Origin of the sequence: Tropicimonas sp. IMCC34043, from assembly GCF_003390845.1 — a bacterium.
Taxonomy (GTDB): domain Bacteria; phylum Pseudomonadota; class Alphaproteobacteria; order Rhodobacterales; family Rhodobacteraceae; genus Tropicimonas.
This window is the reverse complement of the sequence record NZ_QMEK01000004.1, coordinates 236,165-261,013: the sequence shown is the minus strand read 5'-3', so window position 1 is coordinate 261,013 and position 24,849 is coordinate 236,165. Positions and strand designations below refer to the sequence as shown.

The 24,849-nt window shown below is 66.0% G+C and carries 22 protein-coding genes; 6 read left to right on the top strand and 16 right to left on the bottom strand.

Annotation, left to right across the window (positions count from 1 at the left end):
* Window positions 1-90 precede the first annotated feature (90 nt).
* From murB to DQG17_RS15900, 5 genes are all read right to left on the bottom strand, one after another.
* The gene (gene murB / locus DQG17_RS15920) at window positions 91-1,035 is read right to left on the bottom strand and encodes a UDP-N-acetylmuramate dehydrogenase (protein WP_116133842.1); all 945 of its coding nucleotides are present in this window, start codon (window positions 1,033-1,035) and stop codon (window positions 91-93) included.
* 3 nt (window positions 1,036-1,038) lie between these two features.
* On the bottom strand, window positions 1,039-1,314 hold the full coding sequence (locus DQG17_RS15915) for a DUF2484 family protein (RefSeq protein ID WP_116133841.1): 276 nt from the start codon (window positions 1,312-1,314) through the stop codon (window positions 1,039-1,041).
* An 88-nt stretch (window positions 1,315-1,402) separates the two neighbouring features.
* Entirely contained in the window at window positions 1,403-2,818 is a 1,416-nt protein-coding gene (gene murC / locus DQG17_RS15910) for a UDP-N-acetylmuramate--L-alanine ligase (protein WP_116133840.1), read from the bottom strand.
* Window positions 2,772-3,932, bottom strand: coding sequence for a glycosyltransferase (locus DQG17_RS15905; RefSeq protein ID WP_255415664.1), 1,161 nt, complete (start codon window positions 3,930-3,932; stop codon window positions 2,772-2,774). The genes murC and DQG17_RS15905 overlap by 47 nt, the downstream gene beginning before the upstream one ends.
* Before the next feature lie 106 nt (window positions 3,933-4,038).
* A complete protein-coding gene (locus DQG17_RS15900; protein ID WP_116133838.1) occupies window positions 4,039-5,205 on the bottom strand; it encodes a putative peptidoglycan glycosyltransferase FtsW in 1,167 nt (388 codons plus the stop codon).
* 289 nt (window positions 5,206-5,494) lie between these two features.
* Between DQG17_RS15900 and DQG17_RS15895 the strand changes: the two genes are divergently transcribed.
* Window positions 5,495-6,682, top strand: a complete 1,188-nt coding sequence (locus tag DQG17_RS15895) for an NAD(P)/FAD-dependent oxidoreductase (protein ID WP_116133837.1) — start codon at window positions 5,495-5,497, stop codon at window positions 6,680-6,682.
* A gap of 152 nt (window positions 6,683-6,834) precedes the next feature.
* Here the strand turns inward: DQG17_RS15895 and murD are convergent, their stop codons facing one another.
* The 8 genes from murD to mraZ all read right to left on the bottom strand — a co-directional run bounded on the left by murD (window position 6,835) and on the right by mraZ (window position 16,104).
* Window positions 6,835-8,241, bottom strand: a complete 1,407-nt coding sequence (murD, locus tag DQG17_RS15890) for a UDP-N-acetylmuramoyl-L-alanine--D-glutamate ligase (RefSeq protein WP_116133836.1) — start codon at window positions 8,239-8,241, stop codon at window positions 6,835-6,837.
* Between the two features lie 101 nt (window positions 8,242-8,342).
* Complete coding sequence (gene mraY / locus DQG17_RS15885; RefSeq protein ID WP_116133835.1) at window positions 8,343-9,425, bottom strand: phospho-N-acetylmuramoyl-pentapeptide-transferase; 1,083 nt, start codon at window positions 9,423-9,425, stop codon at window positions 8,343-8,345.
* A gap of 12 nt (window positions 9,426-9,437) precedes the next feature.
* Complete coding sequence (gene murF / locus DQG17_RS15880; protein WP_116133834.1) at window positions 9,438-10,889, bottom strand: UDP-N-acetylmuramoyl-tripeptide--D-alanyl-D-alanine ligase; 1,452 nt, start codon at window positions 10,887-10,889, stop codon at window positions 9,438-9,440.
* Window positions 10,886-12,373 carry a UDP-N-acetylmuramoyl-L-alanyl-D-glutamate--2,6-diaminopimelate ligase gene (locus tag DQG17_RS15875; RefSeq protein ID WP_116133833.1) on the bottom strand — a complete coding sequence of 496 codons (1,488 nt, stop codon included), beginning with the start codon at window positions 12,371-12,373 and terminating at the stop codon, window positions 10,886-10,888. The genes murF and DQG17_RS15875 overlap by 4 nt, the downstream gene beginning before the upstream one ends.
* A 101-nt stretch (window positions 12,374-12,474) precedes the next feature.
* Window positions 12,475-14,256: a penicillin-binding protein 2 gene (locus tag DQG17_RS15870; RefSeq protein WP_116133832.1), complete on the bottom strand. Its 1,782-nt coding sequence runs from the start codon at window positions 14,254-14,256 to the stop codon at window positions 12,475-12,477.
* Window positions 14,253-14,609 (bottom strand): cell division protein FtsL, encoded by a 357-nt coding sequence (locus DQG17_RS15865; RefSeq protein ID WP_116133831.1) that lies wholly within the window; start codon window positions 14,607-14,609, stop codon window positions 14,253-14,255. Before DQG17_RS15865 ends, DQG17_RS15870 begins: the two co-directional genes overlap by 4 nt.
* Window positions 14,606-15,607 (bottom strand): 16S rRNA (cytosine(1402)-N(4))-methyltransferase RsmH, encoded by a 1,002-nt coding sequence (gene rsmH / locus DQG17_RS15860; protein ID WP_116133830.1) that lies wholly within the window; start codon window positions 15,605-15,607, stop codon window positions 14,606-14,608. The genes DQG17_RS15865 and rsmH overlap by 4 nt, the downstream gene beginning before the upstream one ends.
* A 2-nt stretch (window positions 15,608-15,609) precedes the next feature.
* The gene (mraZ, locus tag DQG17_RS15855; protein ID WP_116133934.1) at window positions 15,610-16,104 is read right to left on the bottom strand and encodes a division/cell wall cluster transcriptional repressor MraZ; all 495 of its coding nucleotides are present in this window, start codon (window positions 16,102-16,104) and stop codon (window positions 15,610-15,612) included.
* A 1,174-nt stretch (window positions 16,105-17,278) separates the two neighbouring features.
* Between mraZ and DQG17_RS15850 the strand changes: the two genes are divergently transcribed.
* The 4 genes from DQG17_RS15850 (at window position 17,279) to DQG17_RS15835 (ending at window position 19,491) form a co-directional block, all read left to right on the top strand.
* Window positions 17,279-17,431, top strand: a complete 153-nt coding sequence (locus DQG17_RS15850) for a DUF1127 domain-containing protein (RefSeq protein WP_232829465.1) — start codon at window positions 17,279-17,281, stop codon at window positions 17,429-17,431.
* Between the two features lie 735 nt (window positions 17,432-18,166).
* Window positions 18,167-18,490 carry a DUF1127 domain-containing protein gene (locus DQG17_RS22165; protein ID WP_369908053.1) on the top strand — a complete coding sequence of 108 codons (324 nt, stop codon included), beginning with the start codon at window positions 18,167-18,169 and terminating at the stop codon, window positions 18,488-18,490.
* A 265-nt stretch (window positions 18,491-18,755) separates the two neighbouring features.
* The gene (locus DQG17_RS15840; protein ID WP_116133829.1) at window positions 18,756-18,971 is read left to right on the top strand and encodes a DUF1127 domain-containing protein; all 216 of its coding nucleotides are present in this window, start codon (window positions 18,756-18,758) and stop codon (window positions 18,969-18,971) included.
* Window positions 18,972-19,275: 304 nt separating this feature from the next.
* Window positions 19,276-19,491, top strand: coding sequence for a DUF1127 domain-containing protein (locus DQG17_RS15835; RefSeq protein ID WP_116133828.1), 216 nt, complete (start codon window positions 19,276-19,278; stop codon window positions 19,489-19,491).
* Between the two features lie 185 nt (window positions 19,492-19,676).
* Here the strand turns inward: DQG17_RS15835 and DQG17_RS15830 are convergent, their stop codons facing one another.
* The 3 genes from DQG17_RS15830 to DQG17_RS15820 form a co-directional block, all read right to left on the bottom strand.
* The gene (locus DQG17_RS15830) at window positions 19,677-20,090 is read right to left on the bottom strand and encodes a response regulator (RefSeq protein WP_116133827.1); all 414 of its coding nucleotides are present in this window, start codon (window positions 20,088-20,090) and stop codon (window positions 19,677-19,679) included.
* A 72-nt stretch (window positions 20,091-20,162) separates the two neighbouring features.
* Entirely contained in the window at window positions 20,163-22,526 is a 2,364-nt protein-coding gene (locus tag DQG17_RS15825) for an ATP-dependent helicase (protein ID WP_116133826.1), read from the bottom strand.
* Window positions 22,527-22,588: 62 nt separating this feature from the next.
* Window positions 22,589-23,170: a MarR family winged helix-turn-helix transcriptional regulator gene (locus tag DQG17_RS15820; protein WP_116133825.1), complete on the bottom strand. Its 582-nt coding sequence runs from the start codon at window positions 23,168-23,170 to the stop codon at window positions 22,589-22,591.
* 119 nt (window positions 23,171-23,289) lie between these two features.
* Between DQG17_RS15820 and DQG17_RS15815 the strand changes: the two genes are divergently transcribed.
* Window positions 23,290-24,819 carry an MDR family MFS transporter gene (locus DQG17_RS15815; RefSeq protein WP_116133824.1) on the top strand — a complete coding sequence of 510 codons (1,530 nt, stop codon included), beginning with the start codon at window positions 23,290-23,292 and terminating at the stop codon, window positions 24,817-24,819.
* Window positions 24,820-24,849 lie beyond the last annotated feature (30 nt).

The following is a 24,849-nucleotide window of genomic DNA, read 5'->3' as shown; positions in this document are numbered from 1 at the left end:
GGGCTTTCCGCCTTTTTTCAAGGACTTGGCCCGTGTTGCGTTGTGCGACCCGGTATCGACCGGGATGTCGCCAACTACGTTCCCGGACGATCAGGTCCGGTCGACTTCAGGGGCCGGTTCACCGACCCTCATGATTTCCCACTCTAGCTGTATTCCGCTGGTCCGGTAAACCTCTTTCCTGACCCGCTCCCCCAGCGCCTCCAGCTCGGCGGCCGTGGCGTTGTTGGCGTTCAGCAGGAAATTCGGATGCTTCTGCGACATCTGCGCCCCGCCCAGCCAGGCGCCGCGCAGCCCCGCCTCGTCGATCAGCTTCCAGGCCTTCAGATCGTGGACGTCGTCGGCGCGCCCGGTCGAGCTGAAGCCCGCCGGATTGCGAAAGGTCGACCCGGCCGAGCGGTCCTTGACCGGCTGGCTGGCATCGCGCCGCGCGATCTGGTCCTGCATCCGCGCCGCCAGGTCCGCCGGATCGCCAGGGTTCGCCCGGAACGTCGCGCGGGTCACGATCCAGTCGGCCGGCAGGTCGGAATGGCGATAGCCAAGCTTCAGCTCGGCCGCCGACAGCGCCACCACCTGCCCCGCCCGGCTGACCGCCTCGATCCTGATCAGGTGGTCGGCAACATAGCTGCCATAACACCCCGCATTCATCCGCACCGCCCCGCCGACGGCCCCCGGAATGGTGCGCAGGAACGTCAGGTCAAGCCCGGCCTCGGCCGCCTTGCGCGCCACATGCGCGTCAAGGGCTGCCGCGCCTGCCGTCACCTCGCCCGCGCTGCAGTCGATGGCGTTGAAGCCGCGCCCCAGCCGGATCACCACACCGCGGATCCCGCCGTCGCGGACAATCAGGTTGGACCCGACCCCGATCGGGAACACCGGCACCTGAGAGTCAAGCGCCGCCAGAAAGCCGCAAAGATCGTCGCGGTCGGCGGGCTGGAACAACCAGTCCGCAGGGCCGCCAACCCGGAGCCAGGTCAGGCCGTCGAGGCGGCGATCCTCGACCAGCGTGCCGCGGACCTGAATATCCCCCGGTTGCGCCATGCGTCAGTGCTCCGGTTCTTCCCGGTGCCGAAGGCGCCGGCGCAGCCATTGCAACGGGCCGCGCAGGCGCAGCAGCGGGTGGCCAAGGATGACCGCACCGACGGCAAACCCCAGCAGCCCGGCAACGGGGCCGTTCTGATAGGTCATGTACCCCAGCAACGGGATCCCCGCGGCCACATAGGCCAACAGGATCATCCGCCCGGAATGTTCGACCGCACAGGGCGCGCTGGCGACCACGGCCACGGTCCAGGCGGCGGCAAGTACCAATGACAGGCTCATGCTGTGCCTTTCCTCGCTTGCGCCCGGCTTATGCCGGGGACGCGCCCTGCCCCAGCCCGGTCGGCCGGAGGGACACCCGCCAGAGGATTCACTTCGTCAACCTTTCGGGCAGGGCGTTCGCCCAGGCCGAAATCGTTCCCGCGCCCAGACAGACCACCATGTCCCCGGGCTGGGTCTGTTCGCGGACCAGCCGCTCCAGATCGGCCTCGTCGCGGATCGCGCGCGCATGGCGGTGGCCGTGGCGGATCAGCCCGGCCACCAGATCGTCGCGCGAGGCGCCGGGGATCGGCTCCTCACCCGCGGCATAGACCTCGGCTATGCCGACCACATCGGCCTCGTTGAAGCAGGTGCAGAAGTCGTCGAACAGGTTATGCAGACGCGAATAGCGGTGCGGCTGGTGCACGGCGATCACCCGCCCCTCGGTCGATTGCCGCGCGGCCTTCAGCACCGCGGCGATCTCGACCGGGTGGTGGCCGTAATCGTCGATGATCGTGACGCCGTTGGCCTCGCCAACCTTGGTGAAGCGGCGGTTGACGCCCTTGAAATGCGCCAGGGCATCGCGGATCTCGTCGCGCTTCATGCCGAGGTGGCGGGCAACCGCAACCGCGGCGAGCGCGTTCGAGACGTTGTGATCGCCCGGCATCGGCAGGGTGCAGCCCTCGATCACCCGGTCCTCGGCCCGCAGCACGATGTCGAAATGCGCAACCCCCGCCTTGTAGCTCAGGTTGACCGCCCGCACGTCGGCCTGGGCGTTGAAGCCGAAGGTGACGACCCGGCGGTCGGTGATACGACCGACCAGCGCCTGCACTTCGGGGTGGTCGGTGCAGCAGACCGCCAGACCATAGAACGGGATGTTGGACACGAAATCATAGAAGCCCTGGCGCAGGTTCTCGATCGTGCCCCAGTGTTCCATGTGTTCGGGGTCGATGTTGGTAACGATGGCGATGGTCGCTGGCAGACGGTTGAAGGTGCCGTCGCTCTCGTCCGCCTCGACCACCATCCATTCGCCTGTGCCGGCTCGCGCGTTCGAGCCATAGGCGTGGATGACGCCGCCATTGATCACCGTGGGGTCGATCCCGCCCGCGTCGAGCAGCGTCGCGACCAGCGTCGTCGTCGTGGTCTTGCCATGGGTGCCCGCGATCGCGACGTTCGATTTCAGCCGCATCAACTCGGCCAGCATCTCGGCACGGCGCACCACGGGCATGCCGCGGCGGCGCGCCTCGTCGAGTTCGGGGTTCCCGGACTTGATTGCCGACGAGATGACGACGACCTCGGCGCCCTCGAGGTTCTCGGCCCGCTGGCCCTCGAAGATCCGCGCGCCAAGCGATTCGAGCCGCTCGGTGATCTTGCTGGCCTTCAGATCCGATCCCTGCACCGTATAGCCGTGGGTCAGAAGCACCTCTGCTATGCCCGACATCCCGATCCCGCCGATGCCGACGAAGTGGATGGGGCCCACATCAGTGGGAAGTTTCGTGACCGCGTTCATCAGCGTGCTTCCGTCCATCATCTCTGCTCTGCCTCTTCGGGGTAATGCCGGACAGTTCTTCGACCATCTCGACCAGTCTTTCGGTAGCATCGGGGCGCCCCTGAGACAGCGCCGCACGCGCCATGGCGGCGGCACAGTCGGGCTCTGTCAGGATCGTGGCTATCTGCCCGGAGAGCGCCTCTACTTCAAGGGCGGATTCAGGCACCACCAGCGCGGCCCCTGCCTCGTCCAGACCGCGGGCATTGGCGGTCTGGTGATCGCCCGCGGCGGCGGCGTAAGGCACCAGAATCGCAGGCCGACCAATGGCGCTGATGTCCGCAACCGAAGACGCCCCCGAGCGCGATATCACGAGTTGCGCCTCGGTCATCCGCCGCGGAACATCGTCGAAGAACGGCTGCACCTCGGCATTGACGCCATGGTCTGCATAGAATCGGGTCACCCGTTCCTCGTCCTCGCCGCGGGCCTGATGGGCGACGCGCAGGCGCGCCAGCATGTCGAGCGGCAAAGCCGCAATGGCGGGGGGGACGACATCCGAAAGGATCCGCGCGCCCTGACTGCCACCGATCACCAGGATCTGCATCGGATAGTCGCCGGGCGGAATATAGGGCGCGCCGGCCCGCGCCATGACGCTTGCGCGCACCGGATTGCCGGTGTGGGCGCCGCGCACCCCCTCGGGCAGGTCGGTCGGCCAAGTGCCGCAGGCGACGGCATCGACGCGGGGCGCAAAGATCCGGTTGACCCGGCCCAGCACGCCGTTCTGTTCATGTATCATCCGCGGAACCCGCAGGATCCACGCCGCGGTCATCGCAGGGATCGTCGGATAACCGCCGAAGCCTACCATGATCGCCGGCCGGTCGAACAGCATCCGCAGCTTGGCCGCCGCCACGCCAGCGAGCAGCCGGAATGGCACCAGCGCCTTGGCCAGCACGCCGCCGCGGGCGAAGGTGGCCGAGGCAATGCGCTGTATCTCGACCCCCTCGGGAAAGCCGCCGGCATAGCGCGCGCCGCGGGCATCGGTCGAAAGCCTGACCCGCCAGCCGCGGGCGAGCATCGCCTCGGCCAGCGCCTGGGCCGGAAACATGTGCCCGCCGGTCCCGCCGGCCGCAATCAACAACAGGGGCTGGTCACCCACGAACTGCCTCCAATCCCGAAACCAACGCCACCCCGGGCGCCCCGGCTCACCTCGTCCAGTCTCAACCGGGGCGGCGACAGATCTGCCACATCCCCCCGGTCCTGCATCAATGTCCCCGCCGCCGGAAGATATCGGCGATCTCGCCCTGCGGGCGGGTGCGGGTAAAGGCCAGCAACATGCCGACGGCAATGCCGCCCGCGATCAGCGACGAGCCGCCATAGCTGACGAAGGGCAGCGTCATGCCCTTGGCCGGCAGCAGCCGCACCGCAACGCCCATGTTGATCATCGCCTGCACGCCGAACATGCAGGCAAGCCCGGTGCCGGCAAGCCGGATGAACGGGTCGCGTTCCTTCATCAGCCGAAACAGCGAGCGCATGACGATGACGGTGAACAGAAGGATGATCAGCATCACCAGGATCAGGCCATATTCCTCGGCCGCGACCGCAATGATGAAATCGGTATGGGCATCGGGCAGCGACCATTTCACCTGGCCCTCGCCGACGCCAACGCCGAAATAGCCGCCCTCCTGGATCGCGTTCGTCGCATATCCGATCTGGGTCCTCGGGTCGATTTCGGCCGACAGGAAGCCGTCGATGCGGCGGGCAAAGTGCTCGGAGGAGTTGTAGGCGAGAACGCCGAAGCCGACGACACCGCCCGCAATCGTGGTCAGAATCATCACCGGCGCCCCGGCGACGAAATACATCACCCCCCAGGCAAACAGCATCAGCGCCGCCTGGCCAAAGTCCGGCTGCATCGCAAGCAGCCCCACGATGGTGATTGCCATGACAAAGGACAGCGCCTTGCCCGGAGGTCCGCCGACCTCCTGGCTCGCCGCCATCAGCCAGGCGCTCAGCACCACGAAGGCGGGCTTGAGAAACTCGGACGGCTGGACCGAGGCGAACCCGAAGGAATACCACCGCACCGCACCCTTGCCGAAATCCGTGCCGAACATCGGCAGCAAGGCCAGCGCGACGAAGGAAACGGCGAACCCCAGGACCGCAAGCCGGCGCACCATCACCGGCGACATCATCGACACCAGCATCATGGTCACCATGGCAAGCCCGCCAAAGAACAGCTGCCGCTCGACATAGTGGAAGGATTGCAACCCGTTGCGGGCAGCAAGCGGCGGCGAGGCCGCCAGCCCCAGCAACAGCCCGATGCCGAAAAGGAGAAGGATCGCCGACATGGTCCACTTGTCGACCGTACGCCACCAGCGAGGAAGAACCGGATCGCCCGAACGTGCGGGCGCGATTCCATAGACCATTTCTGTCATGGGGATACCGCTACTCTGCCTGTCGAAGTCCGGTTTGTCCGGATCTGTGGCAAAGTGTAGACGCATCGGCGGGATCTGGCCAGAAATAATGACACGCGTCGCGCCTGCGAGGTCCCGGCAAGGTGACGCTGCGGGCACGGGCCGGCGGCAAACCCGCAGGCGGTCGATGTCGCAATGGCACCGCAGGCCGGCACCCGTTCCGGGACCGATTGCCCGATCCTCAGCGCCCCGGCAGATCCCGAATCCGGTTACCCTTGCGCCCGGCCGCCGCCCATGGTCATGGGTCCTCATGCAGATCGACACGCTGATCCTTGGTGCCGGGGCCGCGGGCCTGATGTGCGCAGCCCACGCCGGCGGGCGCTGCCTCGTGATCGACCATGCCGAGGCCGCCGGGGAAAAGATCCGCATATCCGGCGGCGGGCGGTGCAACTTCACCAATATCGGCACGTCTGCGGAGAATTTCTTCGGCCAGAACCCGCATTTCTGCAAATCCGCCCTCAGCCGCTATACCCAGTGGGATTTCCTCGACCTCGTCGCCCGCCATGGCATCGCCTGGCATGAAAAGACCCTCGGACAGTTGTTCTGCGACGGCTCGGCCCGGCAGATCGTGCAGATGCTGCTCGATGAAATGGCCGCGGCCGGCGCCGACCTGTGGCTGCAGACCGAGGTGGTCGAGATCGCGCGCGCGGACGGGGGCTTTGCCGTCACCCTGCGGCGAAACGGTCGGGACATCGGGGTCGCGGCGCGGCGGCTGGTGGTCGCGACGGGCGGCAAGTCGATCCCGAAGATGGGGGCCAGCGGGTTCGGCTATCGCATCGCCGCGCAGTTCGACATTCCGGTGACCGAAACGCGGCCCGCGCTGGTGCCGTTGACCTTCGGCGGACCCGTGCTGGACCAGTTGCGCGCGCTTGCCGGCATCGCGACCGAGGCCCGGGTCACCTGCAATGGCGAAAGCTTCCGCGAGGCGCTGCTCTTCACCCACCGCGGCCTGTCGGGGCCGGCGATCCTGCAGATCTCGACCTGCTGGCGCGAGGGCGATGCGATCGAGATCGACCTCGCGCCCGGAACCGACGTTGCAGCCGCTCTGGCCGCCGAACGGTCCCGGCACGGCCGGCAGTCGCTGGCCCGCGCGCTTGGCGCCCACCTGCCCGTCCGCCTTGCCACGCAGATCGTCGCGGACAGCGGGCTTTCGGGCAACCTCGCGGACCAGTCCGATACAGCCCTCGCCGCCCTGAACCAACGGATATCGGCCTGGCGCCTCACCCCCACCGGCAGCGAAGGCTATCGCACCGCCGAAGTGACGCTGGGCGGCATCGATACCGGCGCCCTTTCCGCCCGCACCATGGAATGCCGCGCAGTGCCGGGGCTCTATTTCATCGGCGAATGCGTCGATGTCACGGGATGGCTCGGCGGCTACAACTTCCAGTGGGCCTGGTCCTCGGGCTGGGCCGCCGGCACGGCAATCGCCAGCGCCTGACCCCCGCACCATTCAAGCTCCGGCACCGGCCCGCAAACCCTCGCGCCCGCCAAGCTCTTCTTCTTGGCGAAAATACCTCGGGGGAGTCGCGGCCCGCCGCGACGGGGGCAGCGCCCCCGACCACAGCGCCGGCAAAACCGCCGTCGGACGCCTCACGCCCCGATCAGCGCCCTGACCCGGGCGACGAAATCTTCGCCCCGCCGCTCGAAGCTGTCGTATTGATCGAAACTTGCCGCCGCCGGGGCCAGCAACACCGTCTCGCCCGGCGCTGCATCCTCGACCGCGCGCGCCACCGCCCGCTCCATCGTCCCGCAGATCTCGGTTGCAACTCCCGCGCCCAGTCCCAGCGCGAAATGCTCGGCCTCCCGCCCGATCACATAGGCGCGCGCGACCTGCCCCAGATAGGGGTGCAGACCTGCAAGCCCGCCCTCCTTCTCAAGCCCGCCACAGATCCAGCGAATGCGATCGAAGGCCTGCAGGGCCTTTGCCGCGCTGTCGACATTGGTCGCCTTGCTGTCGTTGACAAAGCGCACGCCGGCCGCCTCGGCCACCAGTTGCGACCGGTGCGGCAGCCCGGCAAAGCTGTGCAGCCCGGCCTCGACCAGCCGCGGCGCCGCGCCAAGCGTGCGCGCGACCGCATAGGCCGCGCAGGCGTTCTGATGGTTGTGGGCGCCCGGCAGACCCTTGATCCCGCGCAGGTCGATCGAGGCGACCTGCCGGCCCTTGCGGTATTCGGCCAGAAACCCCTTGCGGGCGAACACCGACCAGCCGGGCCCGTCGAGTTTCTGCCCCGCCGACACCCGGATCACCCGGTCGTCGGCCAGCCCCTCGCCCATCTGGTCGGCCAGGAACTGCCCCTCGGCCTCGTCGACACCGATGACGGCGCGGTCCGGGCCGCCTTCGGCAAACAGCCGCCGCTTGGCCGCGAAATAGCCGCCATAACCGCCGTGCCGGTCGAGGTGGTCGGGCGAGAGATTGGTGAAGACGGCGATATCGGGGGTCAGCGCGCGCGCCAGCTCGGTCTGGTAGGAGCTGAGCTCCAGCACCACGACCCCGCCCTCTTCGGGCGGATCGATATCGAGCACGCCACGACCGATATTGCCGGCAAGCTGCACCGGACGGCCGGCTTCGGCCAGCAGGTGGGCAATCAGCGCCGAGGTGGTCGATTTGCCGTTCGATCCGGTGACCGCGACGACGCGCGGGATCTTGTCCATCGTGTCCCAGTCATCGGCCGCGACCGAGCGGAAGAACAGGCCGATGTCGTTGTCGACCGGCACGCCCGCCTTGAGGGCGGCCGCGATCGCAGGATGCGGCGCGGGATAGAGATGCGGGATGCCGGGCGATGTCACCAGAAGCGACACGCCCGCGAGCGCGCCGGCACGGGTCGGATCGACCAGCGCGAAGCCCTCGGCCTCGGCCCGCTCGCGCCCGGCCGCACCGTCATCCCAGCACAGCGGCTCGCCACCGCCTGCCAGGATCGCCCGCGCCGCGGTCAGGCCAGAGCGGCCCAGACCCAGAATAACGACCTTCTCGCCGTCAAGTCCTCTCACCGGGATCATCGCTGCTCCTTTTCGATCACACCTTGCCGCGTCCTATCACGCCGCCAAGCCGGGTACAGCCGTGGCCACAGACAGTCCTTGTCCCCGGTCGCTGTCGTGCCTCAGCGCACCTTCAGCGTGGCCAGGCCGACAAGCCCCAGGATCAGCGATATGATCCAGAACCGGATCACGATCTGTGGCTCGGCCCAGCCGCGCTTTTCGAAATGGTGATGGATCGGCGCCATCAGGAACACGCGCTTGCCGGTGCTCTTGAAATAGGCGACCTGGATGATGACCGACAGCGCCTCGACCACGAACAGCCCGCCAACGATGGCCAGAACGATCTCGTGCTTTGTCACCACGGCAATGGCGCCAAGCGCACCGCCGAGTGCCAGCGAGCCGGTGTCGCCCATGAACACCGCCGCGGGCGGCGCGTTGTACCACAAGAACCCCAGCCCGCCGCCGATCAGCCCTGCGACGAACACCAGCAACTCGCCGGTGCCGGGCACATAGGGCACCTCGAGGTAGGTCGCGAAATCGACCCGGCCCACGGCATAGGCGATCACCCCCAGCGTCGCGGCGGCGATCATCACCGGCATGATGGCCAGCCCGTCAAGCCCGTCGGTCAGGTTGACGGCATTCGCCGCGCCGACGATCACCACCACCGAGAACGGCACATAGAACAGGCCGAGGTTGATGAAGGCGGCCTTGAAGACCGGCAGCGTCAGCTGACCGGTCAGCTCGGGCGGATGAAAATAGGCGGCCGCCGCACTCGCGGCCGCGGCAATCAGGACGCCGACCAGCATCCGGACCTTCCCCGAAACGCCGGCCGTGGTGTGTTTTGACACCTTGGCATAGTCGTCGGCAAAGCCGATCGCGCCAAAGCCCATGGTGACGAACAGCACGATCCAGACGAAGGGCGTATCGAGCCGCGCCCACAGAAGCGTCGAGACCACGAGCGCACCAAGGATCAGAACCCCGCCCATGGTCGGGGTGCCGACCTTGGCGAAATGCCCCTCGGGCCCATCGGTGCGGATCGGCTGGCCCTTGCCCTGCTTGCGCCGCAAAAGGTCGATCAGCGGCCGGCCGAACAGGAATCCGAAGATCAGGGCAGTGAAGAACGCGCCACCGCTACGAAATGTTATGTATCGGAAAAGGTTGAAAAAACCTCCGCCGTCCGTGAAGTTCGTGAGCCAATAGAGCATCCTGCCCGTCCCTCAGATATCATCCGGCACCGATTGGCCGAGTTTGCGGATGGCGTCAACGACCCGCGCAAGACGGATGCCGAGAGACCCCTTGACCAGCACGATGTCGCCGGCGTCGAGGATGCCGTGAACATGGCGCGCCATCCCGGCGCTGTCCTCGGTCCAGAGCCCGCGACGCTCGCGTGGCAGCACGTCCCAAAGCCAGCGGGCGCGATCGCCGACGCAATGGATCACATCGATGGATGCCAGCGCCGGGTGGTCGACCAGCGCCTCGTGCAACGCCTGCTCCTGCGGGCCAAGTTCCAGCATGTCGCCAAGAATGGCGATGCGCCGGCCCTTGGCGACGCGCCCGACACCGTCGTGCGGCTCGGTCGCCGCCAGCATGTCAAGCGCCGCACCGACCGAGGCCGGGTTGGCGTTATAGCTGTCGTCGAGCAGGTCGATGGTCTGCCGGTCGTCGACCACGTCAAGCCGGACCTGCTGGCGCAGGCCGCGCCCATCGACCGGCTTCCACCGGCCCAGATCGCCCGTCGCCAGCGCAAGGTCGGCGCCACAGGCCAGTGCCACGGTCAGCGCGGCCAGCCCGTTCATGGCAAAATGCCGCCCCGGCGAGGCAAGCTTGAACAGCGCGCGCTGAGCGGGGCCGTCCGGGTCGAACCGGAACTCTGCCTCCACCACGGTCTGACAGCCGACAACCGAGGCACTGACCAGAATCGCCTGCTCGCCCGCCGCGCCGAAGCCGAAGACGCGGGCGCCGTGTGCGCGGGCGGTGTCGAACAGGATCCCTGCGGTCGGAATATCGGCATTCAGCACCGCAATCCCGCCGGGGCGCAGCCCCTCGAAGATCGCCGCCTTCTCTCGCGCGATGCCCTCGATCCCCTCGAAGGCGGCAAGGTGCGCGGCGGCCACGATGGTCACCACCGCGGCATCGAGATCGGCAAGCCGCGCCAGCGGGGCGATTTCGCCCGGGTGGTTCATGCCGATCTCGATCACCGCGAAATCGGTGTCCTGCGGCATCCGCGCCAGCGTCAGCGGCACGCCCCAGTGGTTGTTATAGCTTTTCTCGGCGGCATGAACCCTACCCTGGCCGCCAAGGATCGCGCGCAGCATCTCCTTGGTCGAGGTCTTGCCGACCGAACCGGTGATGCCGATGACCTTGGCCCGCGTCCGCGCCCGGGCGGCGCGTCCCAGATCCTCCAGTCCCTTCAGAACGTCCGGCACGATCAGCAGCGGCGCATCCGGGGCCACGCCCTCGGGCACATGGTCGACCAGGGCAGCAGAGGCGCCCTTTGCCAGAGCATCGGCGACGAAATCGTGACCGTCGCGGACATCCCTCAGGGCGACGAACAGCGCACCGCGCTCGATGGACCGGCTGTCGATCGACACGGCGGTCGCCTGCCAGGGCGCCGTGGCCCGGCCGGCCGTCGCTGCGGCCGCATCCCCGGCCGTCCAGAGCACGCTCATGTCAGATGCCCGTCAAGCGCTGCCACTGCGACGCTGGCCTGTTCCACATCATCGAAGGGATAGACGGTGTCGCCAACGGTCTGCCCGGTTTCGTGGCCCTTGCCGGCGATCAGCAGTGCGTCGCCGGGCTCCAGCGCATCGACGCCGCGCAGAATCGCCTCGGCCCGGTCGGCGATCTCGGTCGCATCGGGGCAGCCTTCAAGCACCGCGCGGCGGATCTCGGCCGGATCCTCGCTGCGCGGATTGTCGTCGGTGACGAAGGCGACATCGGCGTGTGCGGCGACGGCCTGCCCCATCAAAGGCCGCTTGCCGCGATCCCGGTCGCCGCCCGCGCCGAAGACACAGATCAGCCGGCCCATGACATGCGGGCGCAGCGCCTGCAGCGCGGTCGCCAGCGCATCGGGGGTGTGGGCGTAATCGACAAAGACCGAGGCACTGTTGTCGCGCCGCGCGGCAAGCTGCATGCGGCCGCGCACGCCGCGGATCTGTGGCAGGGCATTGAACACCTCGACCGGGTCGCTGCCCGACCCGATGACAAGCCCCGCCGCGAGCATGACGTTCTCGGACTGGAAGCCGCCGATCAATTCGAGCCGGACCTGCCGGACCGCGCCGTTCCACGAGAACCGCAGGTCCTGACCGGTACTGTCGAACCGCAGACCAAGGATCCTCAGATGGCAGGTCTCGGATCGGCCGACCCGGATCAGTTCCTGCCCAAGGTCATCGACAAGCTCTGCCATCCGCTTGCCGGGGCCGGTATCGACCTGCACGACAGCCACGCCATCCTCGCCCAGAACGCTGCGGAACAACTCTGCCTTGGCATTGAAATACTCTGCCAGATCATGGTGATAGTCGAGGTGGTCCTGCGTGAGGTTGGTGAACCCCGCAGCCGCCAGCCGGATCCCGTCGAGCCGTCGCTGGGACAGCCCGTGGGACGAGGCCTCCATCGCGGCGTGGGTCACGCCATTGGCCACCGCCTCGGCCAGCGCCCGGTGCAGCGTGATCGGTTCGGGCGTGGTGTGGGCAAGCGGTGCCTCCCACGCGCCTTCGATCCCTGTGGTGCCGAGATTGATCGCCGACAGGCCCATGGCCCCCCAGATCTGGCGGGTGAAGCTCGCAACCGAGGTTTTGCCGTTGGTGCCGGTGACAGCGACCATGACGTCGGGCTGGGCGGCGAACCACAGCGCCGCCGCGCCGGCCAGCGCCGAGCGCGGATCCTCGACCACGACCAGCGCCGCATCGCCCGCGGCCAGGTCCCGCGACGCGATGCGGGCACCCTCTGCGTCCGTCAGGATCGCCGAGGCCCCCATGCGAAGGGCGTATTTGATGAATTCGGCGCCATGCACGCGGGTGCCCGGCAAGGCGGCGAACAGGTAGCCGGGCCCGACCTCGCGGCTGTCGACGGCAAGCCCGAGGATGCGGGCGCTGTCCCCCCCCTTGGCGGTCAGGCCGAGGTCGGCCAAATATCTGCAAGCTCCGGTGCTCATGGCTCAATACCCCCTTTTCGGGTCTCTCTCGCGAGCGTCGCGCATTGCCGCGGCGACGCCATCACACCCCTTTGAAGCCAGTTCGCAACCGGCTCCGCAAGTCAATTCGACGTCCGGAAGGACGCAACGATCGGCCCGGTTTCAACCTGTGGTCGCAGCCCCAGCAGCGGCGCCGTGCGCCGGATCATTTCAGCCGCAACAGGCACCGCCGTCCAGCCCGCGGTGCGGCGCGGGATCGATCCCGAGGTTTCGGTCGGCTCGTCGAGGGTCAGGATCATCACATAGCGCGGGTCCTCCGAGGGGAAGACGCTGGCGAAGGTCGCGATGACCTTGTCCTTGTAATACCCGCCGCGGGGTTTGGGTTTGTCGGCGGAGCCGGTCTTGCCGGCCACCGAATAGCCTTTGACCTCGCCAAAGCTTGCGGTGCCGCGGGTGACAACCGCGCGCATCATCTTGCGCACCTCCGCGCTGTTGCGCTCGCTGACCACCCGTTCGCCATACTGCGGCCCGGTCTGTTTCAGCAGTGTCGGGCGCACCCGTGTGCCGCCGTTCAGGACCGAGGCGTAGGCCGCGGCTAGATGCACCGGGCTGACAGATAGCCCGTGACCGTAGGAAATCGTCATGGTCGACAGTTCGGACCATTTCGGCGGCAGCAACGGCCGGCCAGTCGGCGCCTCGACCATCTCGATCGGGGTCGGCTCCAGCAGGCCCAGAGCCCCCAGAAACTCGCGCTGCCGCTTGCCGCCGATCTGCATCGCGATGTGAGCGGCGCCCACGTTCGACGACTTGACGATCACGTCCGTCACTGAAAGCTGCGCGCCATAGTTGTGGAAGTCGCGGATCCTGAACTTGCCCCAGACCAGCGGGCTGCGGCTGTCGATCATCGTGTCGGGCCCCATCAGACCCAGTTCCATCGCCTGGGCGACGGTCAGAGGCTTGAACACCGAGCCAAGCTCATAGACCCCCTGCACCGCCCGGTTGAAGATCGGGCTGTCCGAGGCGTCGCCGGTCAGAAGCGGACGCGGCCGGTCGTTCGGATCGAAATCGGGCAGCGACACCATCGAGACGATCTCGCCCGTGTGCACATCCATCATCACGAGGCTTGCGCCCTTGGCATTCATCAGCCGCATGCCGCCATAAAGCACTTCGCGTGCCGCCGCCTGAACCGTCAGGTCGATCGACAACTGCAGCGGCGCGCCGTTGTTGGCGGGATCGCGCAGCCAGCCGTCAAAGGCCTTCTCGACCCCGGCAACCCCGATCACCTCGGCCGAATCGACGCCCTCGCGGCCAAAGCTTGCCCCCCCGAGGATGTGCGAAGCCAACCGCCCGTTGGGATAAAGCCGCATCTCGCGCGGGCCGAACAGCAGCCCCGGATCGCCGATGTCGTGGACTGCCTGCATCTGCTCGGGGCTGAGCTTGCGCTTGATCCAGATGAACTTTGCCTTGCCGGTGAACTGCGCCTGCAGCTTTGCCGCGTCGAGATCGGGGAAGATCACCGCCAGTTGCTGGGCTGCGCGCACCGGATCCACCATGTCGCGGATCTGGGCATAGAGCGAATGGGTCGACAGGTTGGTCGCGAGGATCCGCCCGTTGCGGTCGACGATGTTGGCCCGCTGGGCCACGATTTCGCTGTCGGTGGAGGCAACCTGGGCCTCGGTCGGTTCCGACCCGGCCAGCATACCCATTCGGACGCCCACCACGACATAGGCGCACAGAAAACACATCGCCAGAACGAACAGCCGCCCTTCGGCGCGGTGCCGCATCCGGTCGCGCATTGCCTCGTGGCGTTGCGCCAGGTTCTCGCGTTCGATGTCGTCGGGGTTTTCCCCCCTCGCACGAGCCGAAAGCACACGGGCAAGCGGGCGCAGCGGGGTGCGGATCATGGTTTCACCGCTGCAGTCTGCAGGCGGCCGCGGATCTCGATCGGCTGGCTGACCTGCAACATCGGCGGGGCCGGGAACGTTACCTGTTCGATGCCACCGAACTGCTCGGGTGTCATCGGCAACAGCGACAGCCGGTCGAAGTTGATCTCGGCCAGCTGCGCCAGACGTTCGGGCCGGTTGAGATAGGCCCATTCGGCCTCGAGCGTCGCCAGCGCCTGACGCAGATCCCCGATCTCGCCTTTCAGTCGCCGCGATTCCTTCAATGCGGCCTGGGTCTGGTAGTTGCCATGATAGGCCCAAAAGGCGAGGCCCATGACTGCGAGTGTGGCAAGCACATAGAACAGGCCCTTCATCGTTTCTCCTTCCACCAGTCGCTGGGGCCGGGCAGGCCCATGGCGCCACGATCGATCGGTGTCACCGGCGCCGATGTGCGTTCCGCGACGCGCAGCTTGGCCGAGCGGGCCCGGGGGTTGCGTTGAGTCTCGTCTGCGTCGGGCGCGACCACGCCCCGGGTCAGCAGCCGGAACTGCGCCCGCGTCTCGGCGGCCTCGGGGGCATAGCGGTTGGCGCGTGCGGCGGTGCCGGAGCGCGCCTGCAGGAACCGTTTGACGATCCGGTCCTCGAGCGAATGGAAGGTCACGACCGCCAGCCGGCCGCCGGGGCGCAGCGCCCGCTCGGCCGCCTCGAGCCCCGCGATCAATTCGCCGAATTCGTCGTTCACCGCGATCCGGATTGCCTGAAAGCTGCGGGTCGCGGGATGCATCTGGCCCGGCCGCGGATGCGGCAGGCAGGCCGAGATCGCCTGGGACAGCGTTACCGTGTCGGAAATGGGGCGCGCCGCCACGATGGCGCGCGCGATCCGGCGCGCCGCCCGCTCCTCGCCAAAGAAATGCAGGATGTCGGCCAGTTCGGTGTCGGACGCGGTGTTGACCAGATCGGCGGCACTCGGACCCTCGGAGCCCATCCGCATGTCGAGCGGACCGGGACGCGAGAACGAAAATCCCCGCTCGGCCTGATCGAGCTGCATCGACGAGACGCCCAGATCCAGCACCACGCCGTCCAGCGGCACACTACTATATATGTCGAGCTGCGAGAAACGCCCCTCGACCAGTTCCAGCCGCTCGCCGTATTCGGCCTTCAGCTCTGCCCCCAGCGCCAGCGCCGAGGGATCGCGGTCGACCCCGATCACCTTGTCGGCCCCGGCCTCGAGCAGGCGGCGCGTGTATCCGCCGGCGCCGAATGTGCCGTCAAGCCAGAGGCCGCTGACCGGTTCGACCGCTTCGATCAGCGGGTCGATCAGGACAGGAACATGGGGCGGGGTCTGGTCCGGGGTGTGGTCGGCGGCGGGCACGGTCAGATCCCTCCCCCATCGAGCAGCGTCAGCGGGTCCTGGCCAGGCTTGAGGCCGGCGAACGTCACCTCGGTCCGTGGCGCGACTTCGTGCTCGTATCTCTCGGGGTTCCAGATCTTGAAGGTGTCGCTGGCGGCGACGAACAGCGCCTCGTCCTTCAGCCCGATCATGTCGCGCAGGGACTGCGACAGCACCAACCTGCCGGTGTCATCGACACTTGCGGGCAGCGACTGGGCATTGAAATAGGCTTCCAGCGCCCGCCGATTCTCGGATCCGCGCTGCAGTGCCGCGATCTTGGCGTCGACTTCGGACGCAGCGGCCATGGTATAGCATTCAAGGCAACCGTCCCGGGCTGCGATACCATAGTGAATGACAAGATTGGGGGCCAGACCATCGGTCCAGTCGGGGTCGTTGGCTTCCAGAACACGCCGGAAGGTGGCCGGGATCGAGACCCTGCCCTTCGCGTCTATCTTGTGACGCCCCTGACCTCTGAACACGTTCGACGCCACAGAGCGTCCCTCGCTGCCTTATGCCCCTCGTTCCGGGTGTCGGAACGAAAACGACGAACCAGACGTCTGCCGTTGTCTGATCCGTCGCCCTCGTCCCATCACTGGGTATGTCCGATCGCGCGCATCACCTGGGGGGATCTCTGCTCGCTGCACGTCGGATCGTTTTTTCGATGACTTCGGGTGCCTGTATGAAACCTGACTTGGGGAAGTCTGGGGTCTTGTTGCCCCGTTTGTTGCCCGTCACCATCGCGTGATAACTTTATGCCGTGGGATCACATGGAAATCAACACCACTTTTTGGGAAAGCGCCCCACTCAACTTCTGAAATCCTCGATCAGATGGGATGTCAGACGGATTTGGCGCGCGATGGCGCAGGATATGGTGGAAGCCTCCGAAGGGCGCACAATATCAACGCCGCCCAAGAAAAAGACCGAAGCCGCGCAAGTGTTGCCCCGAAGGCCCACTCGGCGGTCGCAACCGTCGATCCGACGGATCAGAGCCCTCGGTCACCGGCTCGAATCGACCGAAACACCAGGGCGCGCGCCCTGCTTTGGGGGAATCGCGGCGCCGATTCCATGAAATCCCATCGGCACCCCGTCCCGAGGCACGCGGGCCGGGACGAGTCCAAAAGACCCGGGTCCCGGCGGCGCGGGCGAGGCGTCCTCGCACTTCGGGCCCGGGGAAGCGTTCGATGATTCCCCCTTTTGCCCGCTCCGGATCGCCACGGCACTGCGGAGCAGACCAGCAACAGTGATGTCACAAAATCGGGGCTTCCCTCTTGACAGACGGCCGTACGACGACCGCCGGCCATCGCGACATGGAACAATCCGCGCAACTCCAGCGCGATTATTGTGCAGACCCCGAAAATTCTGTGCCGTCAGGATGCGAAGCCGTCATCGGGCCCCTGCGATAGGTCAACACTACACATGCATTTGCTGCATAGCGGCATTGAGCTTTCGACCGATTGCGCCAACAGCCGCTGAGGTTATCTTTATGACCAACGAGGGCGCTAACAGTTGACCCACAGCGCCACGAAACGGGAATTTGGAGCCCTGGTAGCCTAAAAGGCCCCTTTGCTCCGGACAAGGAAGACGAAGATGGCGATGGCCGGAAACATGAATGGAAACCGCGGCGAAGTTGGTGCCGGCAGGATTTCAGCCCTCATGACCGCGCTCAGCGATCAGGTCCGCCGGGTCCGCGTGTATCGGTCGGTTTCGGCAGAGCTTTCCGCGCTGTCGGACCGGGAACTCAACGATCTTGGCCTCAGCAAGGCGATGATCGCAAACGTGGCCCGCGAAGCAGCGCGGGTCGCCTGAACGAAGTAGAGAATTCAGAAACCCGTCCTCCTCCCTGGGTTTTCTGATACGGCGGCGGCACCTCTCCTCCTCCCTGGTGTCGTCGCCACATGACAAACGCCCGTCACGACGGGTAGCGCGGCCGGAACGGCAACGCAGACGAAATCGGAAGGCCCCTCCTCCTCCCTGGGTCTTCCAAAGGCGGTGACACGCTCCTCCTCCCTGGTGTCGCCGCCGCCCTATTCGGCCTTTCCCCGATCGCGGGGCCGGGCAGCACCCACCGGGGTGCGAACAAAGTTCAGAGAACCCCTCCTCCTCCCTGGGTTTTCTGCAATTGGCGGCGACACTCTCCTCCTCCCTGGTGTCGCCGCCTTCTTTCTTCCGCCGGACCCGCAACGGGTCGGGCAGCACCCACCGGGGTGCGAACGAGTTCAGAGAACCCCTCCTCCTCCCTGGGTTTTCTGCAATTGGCGGCGACACCCTCCTCCTCCCTGGTGTCGCCGCTTCCTTTCTTCCGCCGGACCCGCAACGGGTCGGGCAGCACCCACCGGGGTGCGAACGAGTTCAGAGAACCCCTCCTCCTCCCTGGGTTTTCTGCTATCGGCGGCGACACCCTCCTCCTCCCTGGTGTCGCCGCTTTTTTATGCCCTCCCCACACCGTCTTCAGCCGCGCCCAGCGATGCGGTCACGCTAACATCATGGCAAAATGCATCAGCCGCATAGCGGGGATGAGCGAATTCTGAATACTCGCGGGCGATGTGGCGCGGTATACGGCCCTACGAAAGCGCGGCGGTTTTTCGATCCGCAGGGCGCCTTCCATTCCGGAGTGCATTTCCGGCCACAGAACCAAGGACGAGAACAATGCAAAGCGCCCGCGCAGCGAACGGTCAGGACATCCGCGCCAATTCGAATTGGCTTGTCGATGCAATGAATGCAGTCCTGAAAGGACTCCGCCGCCAGGAAAGCTATATCATGACCCGTCACGAACTGTCCGCCCTGTCGGACCGCAATCTTCGTGACATGGGCCTCAGCCGGTCGATGATCGACGACATTGCGCGCCAGTCCGTTTCGCGCAGCTGATCGCCTGACACTTACAGATCTCCAGCCCGGGGTCAGCCCGGGACGCCAGGCGGCTGCACCAACCCTTTGGTGCCGCCGCTTTTTTTTGATCTGGAGCGTTCTACCGGTTTCACCGACCCTGCTTATGCTGCATAGCAGCATTGCCAATTTTGGGTGTCGAACCTGAGGCGTGGGTGCCTATATTGAGGCAAGAGTTACCGCTAACATCCAACAGACGAGACCGTTCGCCGACGAAGGCGTCGGCAGGAAACGAAGGAACCGCGCTATGGAATCCGCACTGAACACGCGCAGCAACGCTGCACTGCAAAACGCCCAGGGCAAGGGTCTGCTTGAAACGCTCCGCGCCCGCTACCGTCGCGTCCGCATCTATCGCGAGACCGTGGCAGAGCTTTCCTCGCTGAGCGATCGCTCGCTCGCCGACCTCGGCCTGAGCCGTACGATGATCCGTCCTGTTGCGCGCGAGGTTTCTGCGCGCGCCTGATCGGCATCCGGGACATTCAATAGAATTCGGGTAACCCCTCCTCCTCCCTGGGTTGTCCGATCCTGCGGCGGCACCAATCCTCCCTGGTGCCGCCGCTTTTTATTTGCAGCCTTCGGCTGCCGAATTTGACAGCCGAGCGATTCCGCCAATCCAGTCCGAAAATGCATGGCGGCGTTGAAAGAACGGCCAATTACAATCCGGCGCGAAGGCGCTATCTTATGAGTGTTCGTTAGCGCTATCGCTGCAACGACAACTCTCCGGGATCCGGCATCGGCCGGTGCGGAGTACGAAAGGACCGAAGAAAATGACCTATACCAACCAAACCACCGTCTCTGGCCTGCCGCTCTCTGGCTGGACCAGCCGCATCTCTGCATCCTACAAGGCCTGGCGTGCAGGTCGTGCGGTTTACACGCAGATCTACAACGAGCTTTCCTCGCTCAGTGACCGCGAACTGGCCGACATCGGGCTGAGCCGCAACATGATCCGCGACATCGCCCTTCAGGCCGCCTACGAGGCCTGATCCGCGCTGCGCGCCCCGGGGTTCCCGGTGCGCGGAACGACATCGCCCGTTCGCGCCTGCACGGCCCCCGATTACGGAGGCCCGCGGAAGCGACAGGCGGCTGATACCAGATTATTGAAGATTTCGTTGGTCGGATCGCCGACCGTGTCCGAAGGTTTGTGGAAACACACCGACGGACGCCGCCCTCAGGAGCGGAATTCGATCGCCCAGTTCTCGGGCGTCGGCACGCGCAGAGGCCGCTGGCCCCGCCCCACCGCCTCGCAGACCGCCAGCAGATCCTCGATATCGACGGGCTTGCTCAAAACCGCCGCAACATTCGGCGACAGGGCGAACAGGTCTGTTCCACAGGTCCCGGCAGTGCCGCAGACGACGACCACCTTGCAATCGGGGCTTCGGGTCGCGGCCATGCCGATGACACCGCTTGCCAGACCGTTGCGGCAAAAGAGATCGAGAAGTACCAGATCGAAGCGACGGTCCCCCAGCGCCGCCAACGCGGCCGCTTCGGTATCGGCCAGCACCGTGCGATGACCCTCCCGCCCCAACGTCCGCCCCCAAAGCCCAAGCAGGTTCGGATCGTCTTCGACAACCAGTATGTTCATACAGGGCCTCCTCGACTCAGCGGGCGCGGATGACCGGCCCGGGGACCTTATTTGCACACAAAGTGTCGCAGGTCAAAAGGGCACATCATCTGCGGAGGCTGCTGGCACGACAAAGCGGCTGACAACGTTTTTCAGCCCCGCCTTGTCGAACGCGATCTCGAGCTTGTCACCCTCGATGCCCGTTACGGTGCCATAGCCGAACTTGGAGTGGAACACCCGGTCGCCGGTGGCAAAGGCCGAGACCGCGGCAAGGTCGATCACGGTGTTGCGCGCCTCTTTCGGCTGCGCCATGCCGCGGGCCGCGCCACGGCTTTGCATCCGCTTCCAGCCCGGGGAATTATAGACATCGGCCCGCGAGGCGCGGTCGTCCATGTGCGAGCCACCGAAGGGGGCCGCCGCCGCGCCAAAGCCGCCGCCATAGAGACCGGGCGGGGTCAGAACCTCGACATGCTCCTCGGGCAATTCGTCGATGAAGCGCGAGGGCAACTGCGATTGCCACTGGCCATAGACCCTGCGGTTGGCGGCAAACGAGATCGTGCACAGCCGTTCGGCCCGCGTGATGCCGACATAGGCCAGACGCCGCTCTTCCTCGAGCCCCTTGAGGCCGCTTTCGTCCATCGCGCGCTGGTTCGGGAACAGACCATCCTCCCACCCCGGCAGGAAGACCGCTGGAAACTCCAGCCCCTTGGCGCCATGCAGGGTCATCAGCGTGACCTTGGCCTCGTCGCCTTCGGTCTCGTTGTCCATGATCAGCGCGACGTGTTCCAGAAACCCCTGAAGATTGTCAAAGCCTTCCAGCGCCTTGATCAGTTCCTTGAGGTTTTCGAGCCGCCCCGGCGCCTCGGGCGTCTTGTCGTTCTGCCACATAGCGGTATAGCCCGACTCGTCCAGGATCTGCTCGGCCAGTTCAACGTGGTTGCAGTCAACCCGCCGGACCATCAGCGCCCAGCGGTCGATCCCGGCGATCAACTCGGCCAGCGCCTTGCCGCCCTTGCCGCCAACCTCGCCCGCCTGCAGCAGAATCCGCGCGCCCTCGACCAGGCTGACGCCGTTGGCCCGGGCTGCAACCTGGATCTTCTGTTGCGCCTTGTCGCCAAGGCCACGCTTTGGCGTGTTCACGACCCGCTCGAAGGCCAGATCGTCTGCGGGACCGATGGCGAGGCGGAAATAGGCCATGGCATCGCGGATCTCCATCCGCTCATAAAAACGCGGCCCACCGATCACCCGATAGGGCAGGCCGATGGTCAGGAACCGGTCCTCGAAGGCGCGCATCTGGTGGCTCGCGCGCACAAGGATGGCGCAATCGTCGAGCCCGATCGCCTGCATCCCGCGCGTGCCGTGCCCCAGTGACTCAAGCTCCTCGCCGATCCAGCGTGCCTCTTCCTCGCCATCCCAGTGGCCGATCAGGCGAACCTTCTCGCCCTCTTCGAGATCGGTCCAAAGTGTCTTTCCCAGCCGCCCCTTGTTGGCCGCAATGACCCCAGAGGCAGCCGCCAGGATATGCGGGGTCGAACGATAGTTCTGTTCCAGCCGGATTACCTTGGCGCCCGGGAAGTCCTTTTCGAACCGAAGGATGTTGCCGACCTCGGCGCCGCGCCAGCCATAGATCGACTGGTCGTCGTCGCCGACGCAGCAGATGTTGTGATGCCCGCCCGCCAGCAACCGCAGCCACAGGTACTGGGCGACGTTGGTGTCCTGATATTCGTCGACAAGGATATAGCGGAACCAGCGCCGATACTGCGCCAGTACGTCCTCGTGGCGCTGGAAGATCGTCACCACATGCAGCAGCAGATCGCCGAAATCGACCGCGTTCAGGGTCTGCAGCCGCTGCTGGTATGCCGCATAAAGCGCGACCGCGCGGCGATCAAAGGCCCCCGCCTCGGCCGCGGGCACGGCATCGGGCGTCCAGGCCCGGTTCTTCCAGTTGTCGATCACGCCGGCCAACTGGCGGGCGGGCCAGCGTTTTTCGTCGATACCGGCGGCCACGATCAGCTGCTTCATCAGCCGGACCTGATCGTCGGTATCGAGGATGGTGAAATTCGAGGTCAGCTCAACAAGCTCGGCGTGCCGGCGCAACAGCTTGACGCAGATCGCGTGAAACGTGCCAAGCCAGGGCATGCCTTCGACAGATTCGCCCAAGAGCCGCGCCACCCGTTCCTTCATCTCGCGCGCCGCCTTGTTGGTAAAGGTGACGGCAAGGATCTCGTTCGGGCGCGCGGCCCCGGTGTTGAGAAGATGCGCAATGCGGGTGGTCAGCGCCTTGGTCTTGCCGGTTCCGGCACCCGCCAGCATCAGAACAGGACCGTCGCGCGTTTCCACCGCCTCCCGCTGGGCCGGGTTCAGGTCGTCGAGATAGGAGGCCGGCCGCGCGGCCATGGCACGGCGCGACAACGGCACGGCGGCCGAAAAGGCCTCTGAGTCATCAAAGACGGGCATGTGCGCAGATTAGGCGAAAGCCCTGCCACTGGAAAGGTCTGTTCTGCAAATGTTCGCCCGCATCAATCGTCGCTTGCGCAACCGATGCCATAGGCCCCGCGAATGCCCTCGACATACCGCATAAACAGCCGCGAAAAGCATGTGATCTCGTCGTCTTCCCAGGCATCGAACACGTCGAGGATCTTGGTCCACTTCAACTCGCGATAGTTCGCCATGGTTTCGCCTGCATGTTCGGTCATCCGAAGGATCGTCTTGCGGCCGTCGTTCTGATCGGCCTCGCGGCGCAGAAACCCGCTTGCAATCAACTCGGACGCGATCCGGCTGGCCCGCGACGGGTCGATGGCCAGTTCCTCGGCCAAAAGACCCACGGTCGCGGCCTCGGGCGCGGGTCTGCCGATGCCGCATTCGATCCGCATCACCGCGGTCAGGGCAAAAAACTGCGAGGGTTCCAGCCCCACACCCATTTCGGCCACCAGACGCGCCGGCAAATCGCCTTTCACCGCCATGCGGTGCCACTGGAACACCGCCGAATCGAGCGTCAGAAGCGCTGCGGCAACCTCGGGTGCTACGCCCTCGCGCGAGAGCCTTTCCTTCACACCCGCCAGATAACGCGGCGACAGTGGACCGTGAGCATGTTTCTTCATAGCCGCGCCTTAGCCGCAATCCATGCATCTGTCAATTACATGCCAACAACACATACTTGCCGTTGACACACATATTCCCCGCCGATAGGGACGGCATCACGCGCAACAGAGGACTCCCGATGACCGAAGCCGCCCCCCAGCCCCCGCAAGAAGACGGACCCGCCCAGGCGGCGCATGGCTCGACGCGGCTTGTCGTTGCCTCGATCGGCGTGCTGCTGCTGCTGGCCGCCCTCGACCAGACCATCGTCGCGACCGCGCTGCCGACCATCGTCGCCGATCTTGGCGGGCTCGATCACCTGTCCTGGGTGGTCACCGCCTATGTGCTGGCCTCCACCGTCTCGGCCCCGCTCTATGGCAAGCTCGGCGATCTCTTTGGCCGGCGCTCCATGGTCTATGTCTCGGTCGGGCTGTTCCTGGTCGGATCGACACTGTGTGGCGTGTCTGGCTCGATGCTGTTTCTGATCCTCGCACGAGCCCTGCAGGGGCTTGGCGGCGGCGGATTGTTCGTGCTGGCGCTGGCGGTGATCGGCGATGTCATCCCGCCGCGCGAACGCGGCAAGGTGCAGGGGCTCTTTGCCATTGTCTTTGCCTCGTCCTCGATGCTTGGCCCGCTGATCGGCGGCTGGTTCGTCGAGGTCGCAAGCTGGCACTGGATCTTCTTCGTGAACCTGCCCTTCGGGATCCTCGCCGTTCTGGGATTCACCCTCAGCTTCCCGCATTTCACCGCGCACACACAGCACAAGATCGACTGGGCCGGTGCTGCAACATTGTCACTGGGACTGGCCGCGCTGACCCTGGTGACCAGCCTCGGTGGCCAGAGCATCCCGTGGGATTCGCCGTTTGCGCTGGGGCTGATCGCGCTGACGCTGGCTTCGGGCGTGCTGTTCTTCCGCATCGAATCCCGCGCCAGCGAGCCGATCCTGCCCCCCTCGCTGTTTGCGACCAATGTGTTTCGCAACACCTCGGCCATCGGCTTTGTCGCCGGGGCCGCGATGTTCGGCTCGCTGACCTTCCTGCCGATCTATCTGCAGCTCGCAATGGGCGAGTCGCCCACCGTCTCGGGGTTGCAACTGGTGCCGATGACGCTGGGTATCGTCGGGGCGGCAAACCTTTCGGGGCGCTACATGGGCAAGACCGGCCGCTATCGCATCCTGCCAATCATCGGCACCGGGGTGATCATGCTGGCCGGGCTGCTGCTGTCGCGTATCAGTACCACCACCGGTCCGATCGTCTTCAGCGTCTCGCTCGCCTTCCTCGGCGTCGGCATGGGCTGCATCTTTCCCGTCGTCACCACGGCGGTGCAGAACGCGGTGCCGCGAAAGCTGCTGGGGACGGCGACGGCCTCTGGCGTGATGTTCCGCCAGATCGGCGGCTCGCTTGCCGTCGCGGCTTTCGGCGCACTCTTTGCAGGCCGCATGGCCACATCGCTTGCCGATTCGGGGTTGAGCCTGCCCGCGGGCGGCGAGATCGGGCCACATCAGATGGCCGCACTCGCCCCCGCCCAGCGAACCGCCGTGGCCGAGGCGGTGGTGACCGCGATCCACCCGATCTTCCTGATCGTCGCCGCGCTTGGTGCCATCGGCCTTGTTCTGGCGTTCTTGCTGGAGGAGATCGATTTGGCCAGCCGCCTCGTCCCCAAGAGCGAATAAATCTCTGCGCCCGTGCCAGGGGCGCAGAAT

Coding starts and splice junctions, on each gene's coding strand:
- murB (WP_116133842.1), bottom strand. CDS start 1,035: ATGGCGCAACCGGGGGATATTCAGGTCCGCGGCACGCTGGTCGAGGAT.
- DQG17_RS15915 (WP_116133841.1), bottom strand. CDS start 1,314: ATGAGCCTGTCATTGGTACTTGCCGCCGCCTGGACCGTGGCCGTGGTC.
- murC (WP_116133840.1), bottom strand. CDS start 2,818: ATGGACGGAAGCACGCTGATGAACGCGGTCACGAAACTTCCCACTGAT.
- DQG17_RS15900 (WP_116133838.1), bottom strand. CDS start 5,205: ATGACAGAAATGGTCTATGGAATCGCGCCCGCACGTTCGGGCGATCCG.
- DQG17_RS15895 (WP_116133837.1), top strand. CDS start 5,495: ATGCAGATCGACACGCTGATCCTTGGTGCCGGGGCCGCGGGCCTGATG.
- murD (WP_116133836.1), bottom strand. CDS start 8,241: ATGATCCCGGTGAGAGGACTTGACGGCGAGAAGGTCGTTATTCTGGGT.
- mraY (WP_116133835.1), bottom strand. CDS start 9,425: ATGCTCTATTGGCTCACGAACTTCACGGACGGCGGAGGTTTTTTCAAC.
- murF (WP_116133834.1), bottom strand. CDS start 10,889: ATGAGCGTGCTCTGGACGGCCGGGGATGCGGCCGCAGCGACGGCCGGC.
- DQG17_RS15875 (WP_116133833.1), bottom strand. CDS start 12,373: ATGAGCACCGGAGCTTGCAGATATTTGGCCGACCTCGGCCTGACCGCC.
- DQG17_RS15870 (WP_116133832.1), bottom strand. CDS start 14,256: ATGATCCGCACCCCGCTGCGCCCGCTTGCCCGTGTGCTTTCGGCTCGT.
- DQG17_RS15865 (WP_116133831.1), bottom strand. CDS start 14,609: ATGAAGGGCCTGTTCTATGTGCTTGCCACACTCGCAGTCATGGGCCTC.
- DQG17_RS15850 (WP_232829465.1), top strand. CDS start 17,279: ATGACCGCGCTCAGCGATCAGGTCCGCCGGGTCCGCGTGTATCGGTCG.
- DQG17_RS22165 (WP_369908053.1), top strand. CDS start 18,167: ATGTGGCGCGGTATACGGCCCTACGAAAGCGCGGCGGTTTTTCGATCC.
- DQG17_RS15840 (WP_116133829.1), top strand. CDS start 18,756: ATGGAATCCGCACTGAACACGCGCAGCAACGCTGCACTGCAAAACGCC.
- DQG17_RS15835 (WP_116133828.1), top strand. CDS start 19,276: ATGACCTATACCAACCAAACCACCGTCTCTGGCCTGCCGCTCTCTGGC.
- DQG17_RS15830 (WP_116133827.1), bottom strand. CDS start 20,090: ATGAACATACTGGTTGTCGAAGACGATCCGAACCTGCTTGGGCTTTGG.
- DQG17_RS15825 (WP_116133826.1), bottom strand. CDS start 22,526: ATGCCCGTCTTTGATGACTCAGAGGCCTTTTCGGCCGCCGTGCCGTTG.
- DQG17_RS15820 (WP_116133825.1), bottom strand. CDS start 23,170: ATGAAGAAACATGCTCACGGTCCACTGTCGCCGCGTTATCTGGCGGGT.
- DQG17_RS15815 (WP_116133824.1), top strand. CDS start 23,290: ATGACCGAAGCCGCCCCCCAGCCCCCGCAAGAAGACGGACCCGCCCAG.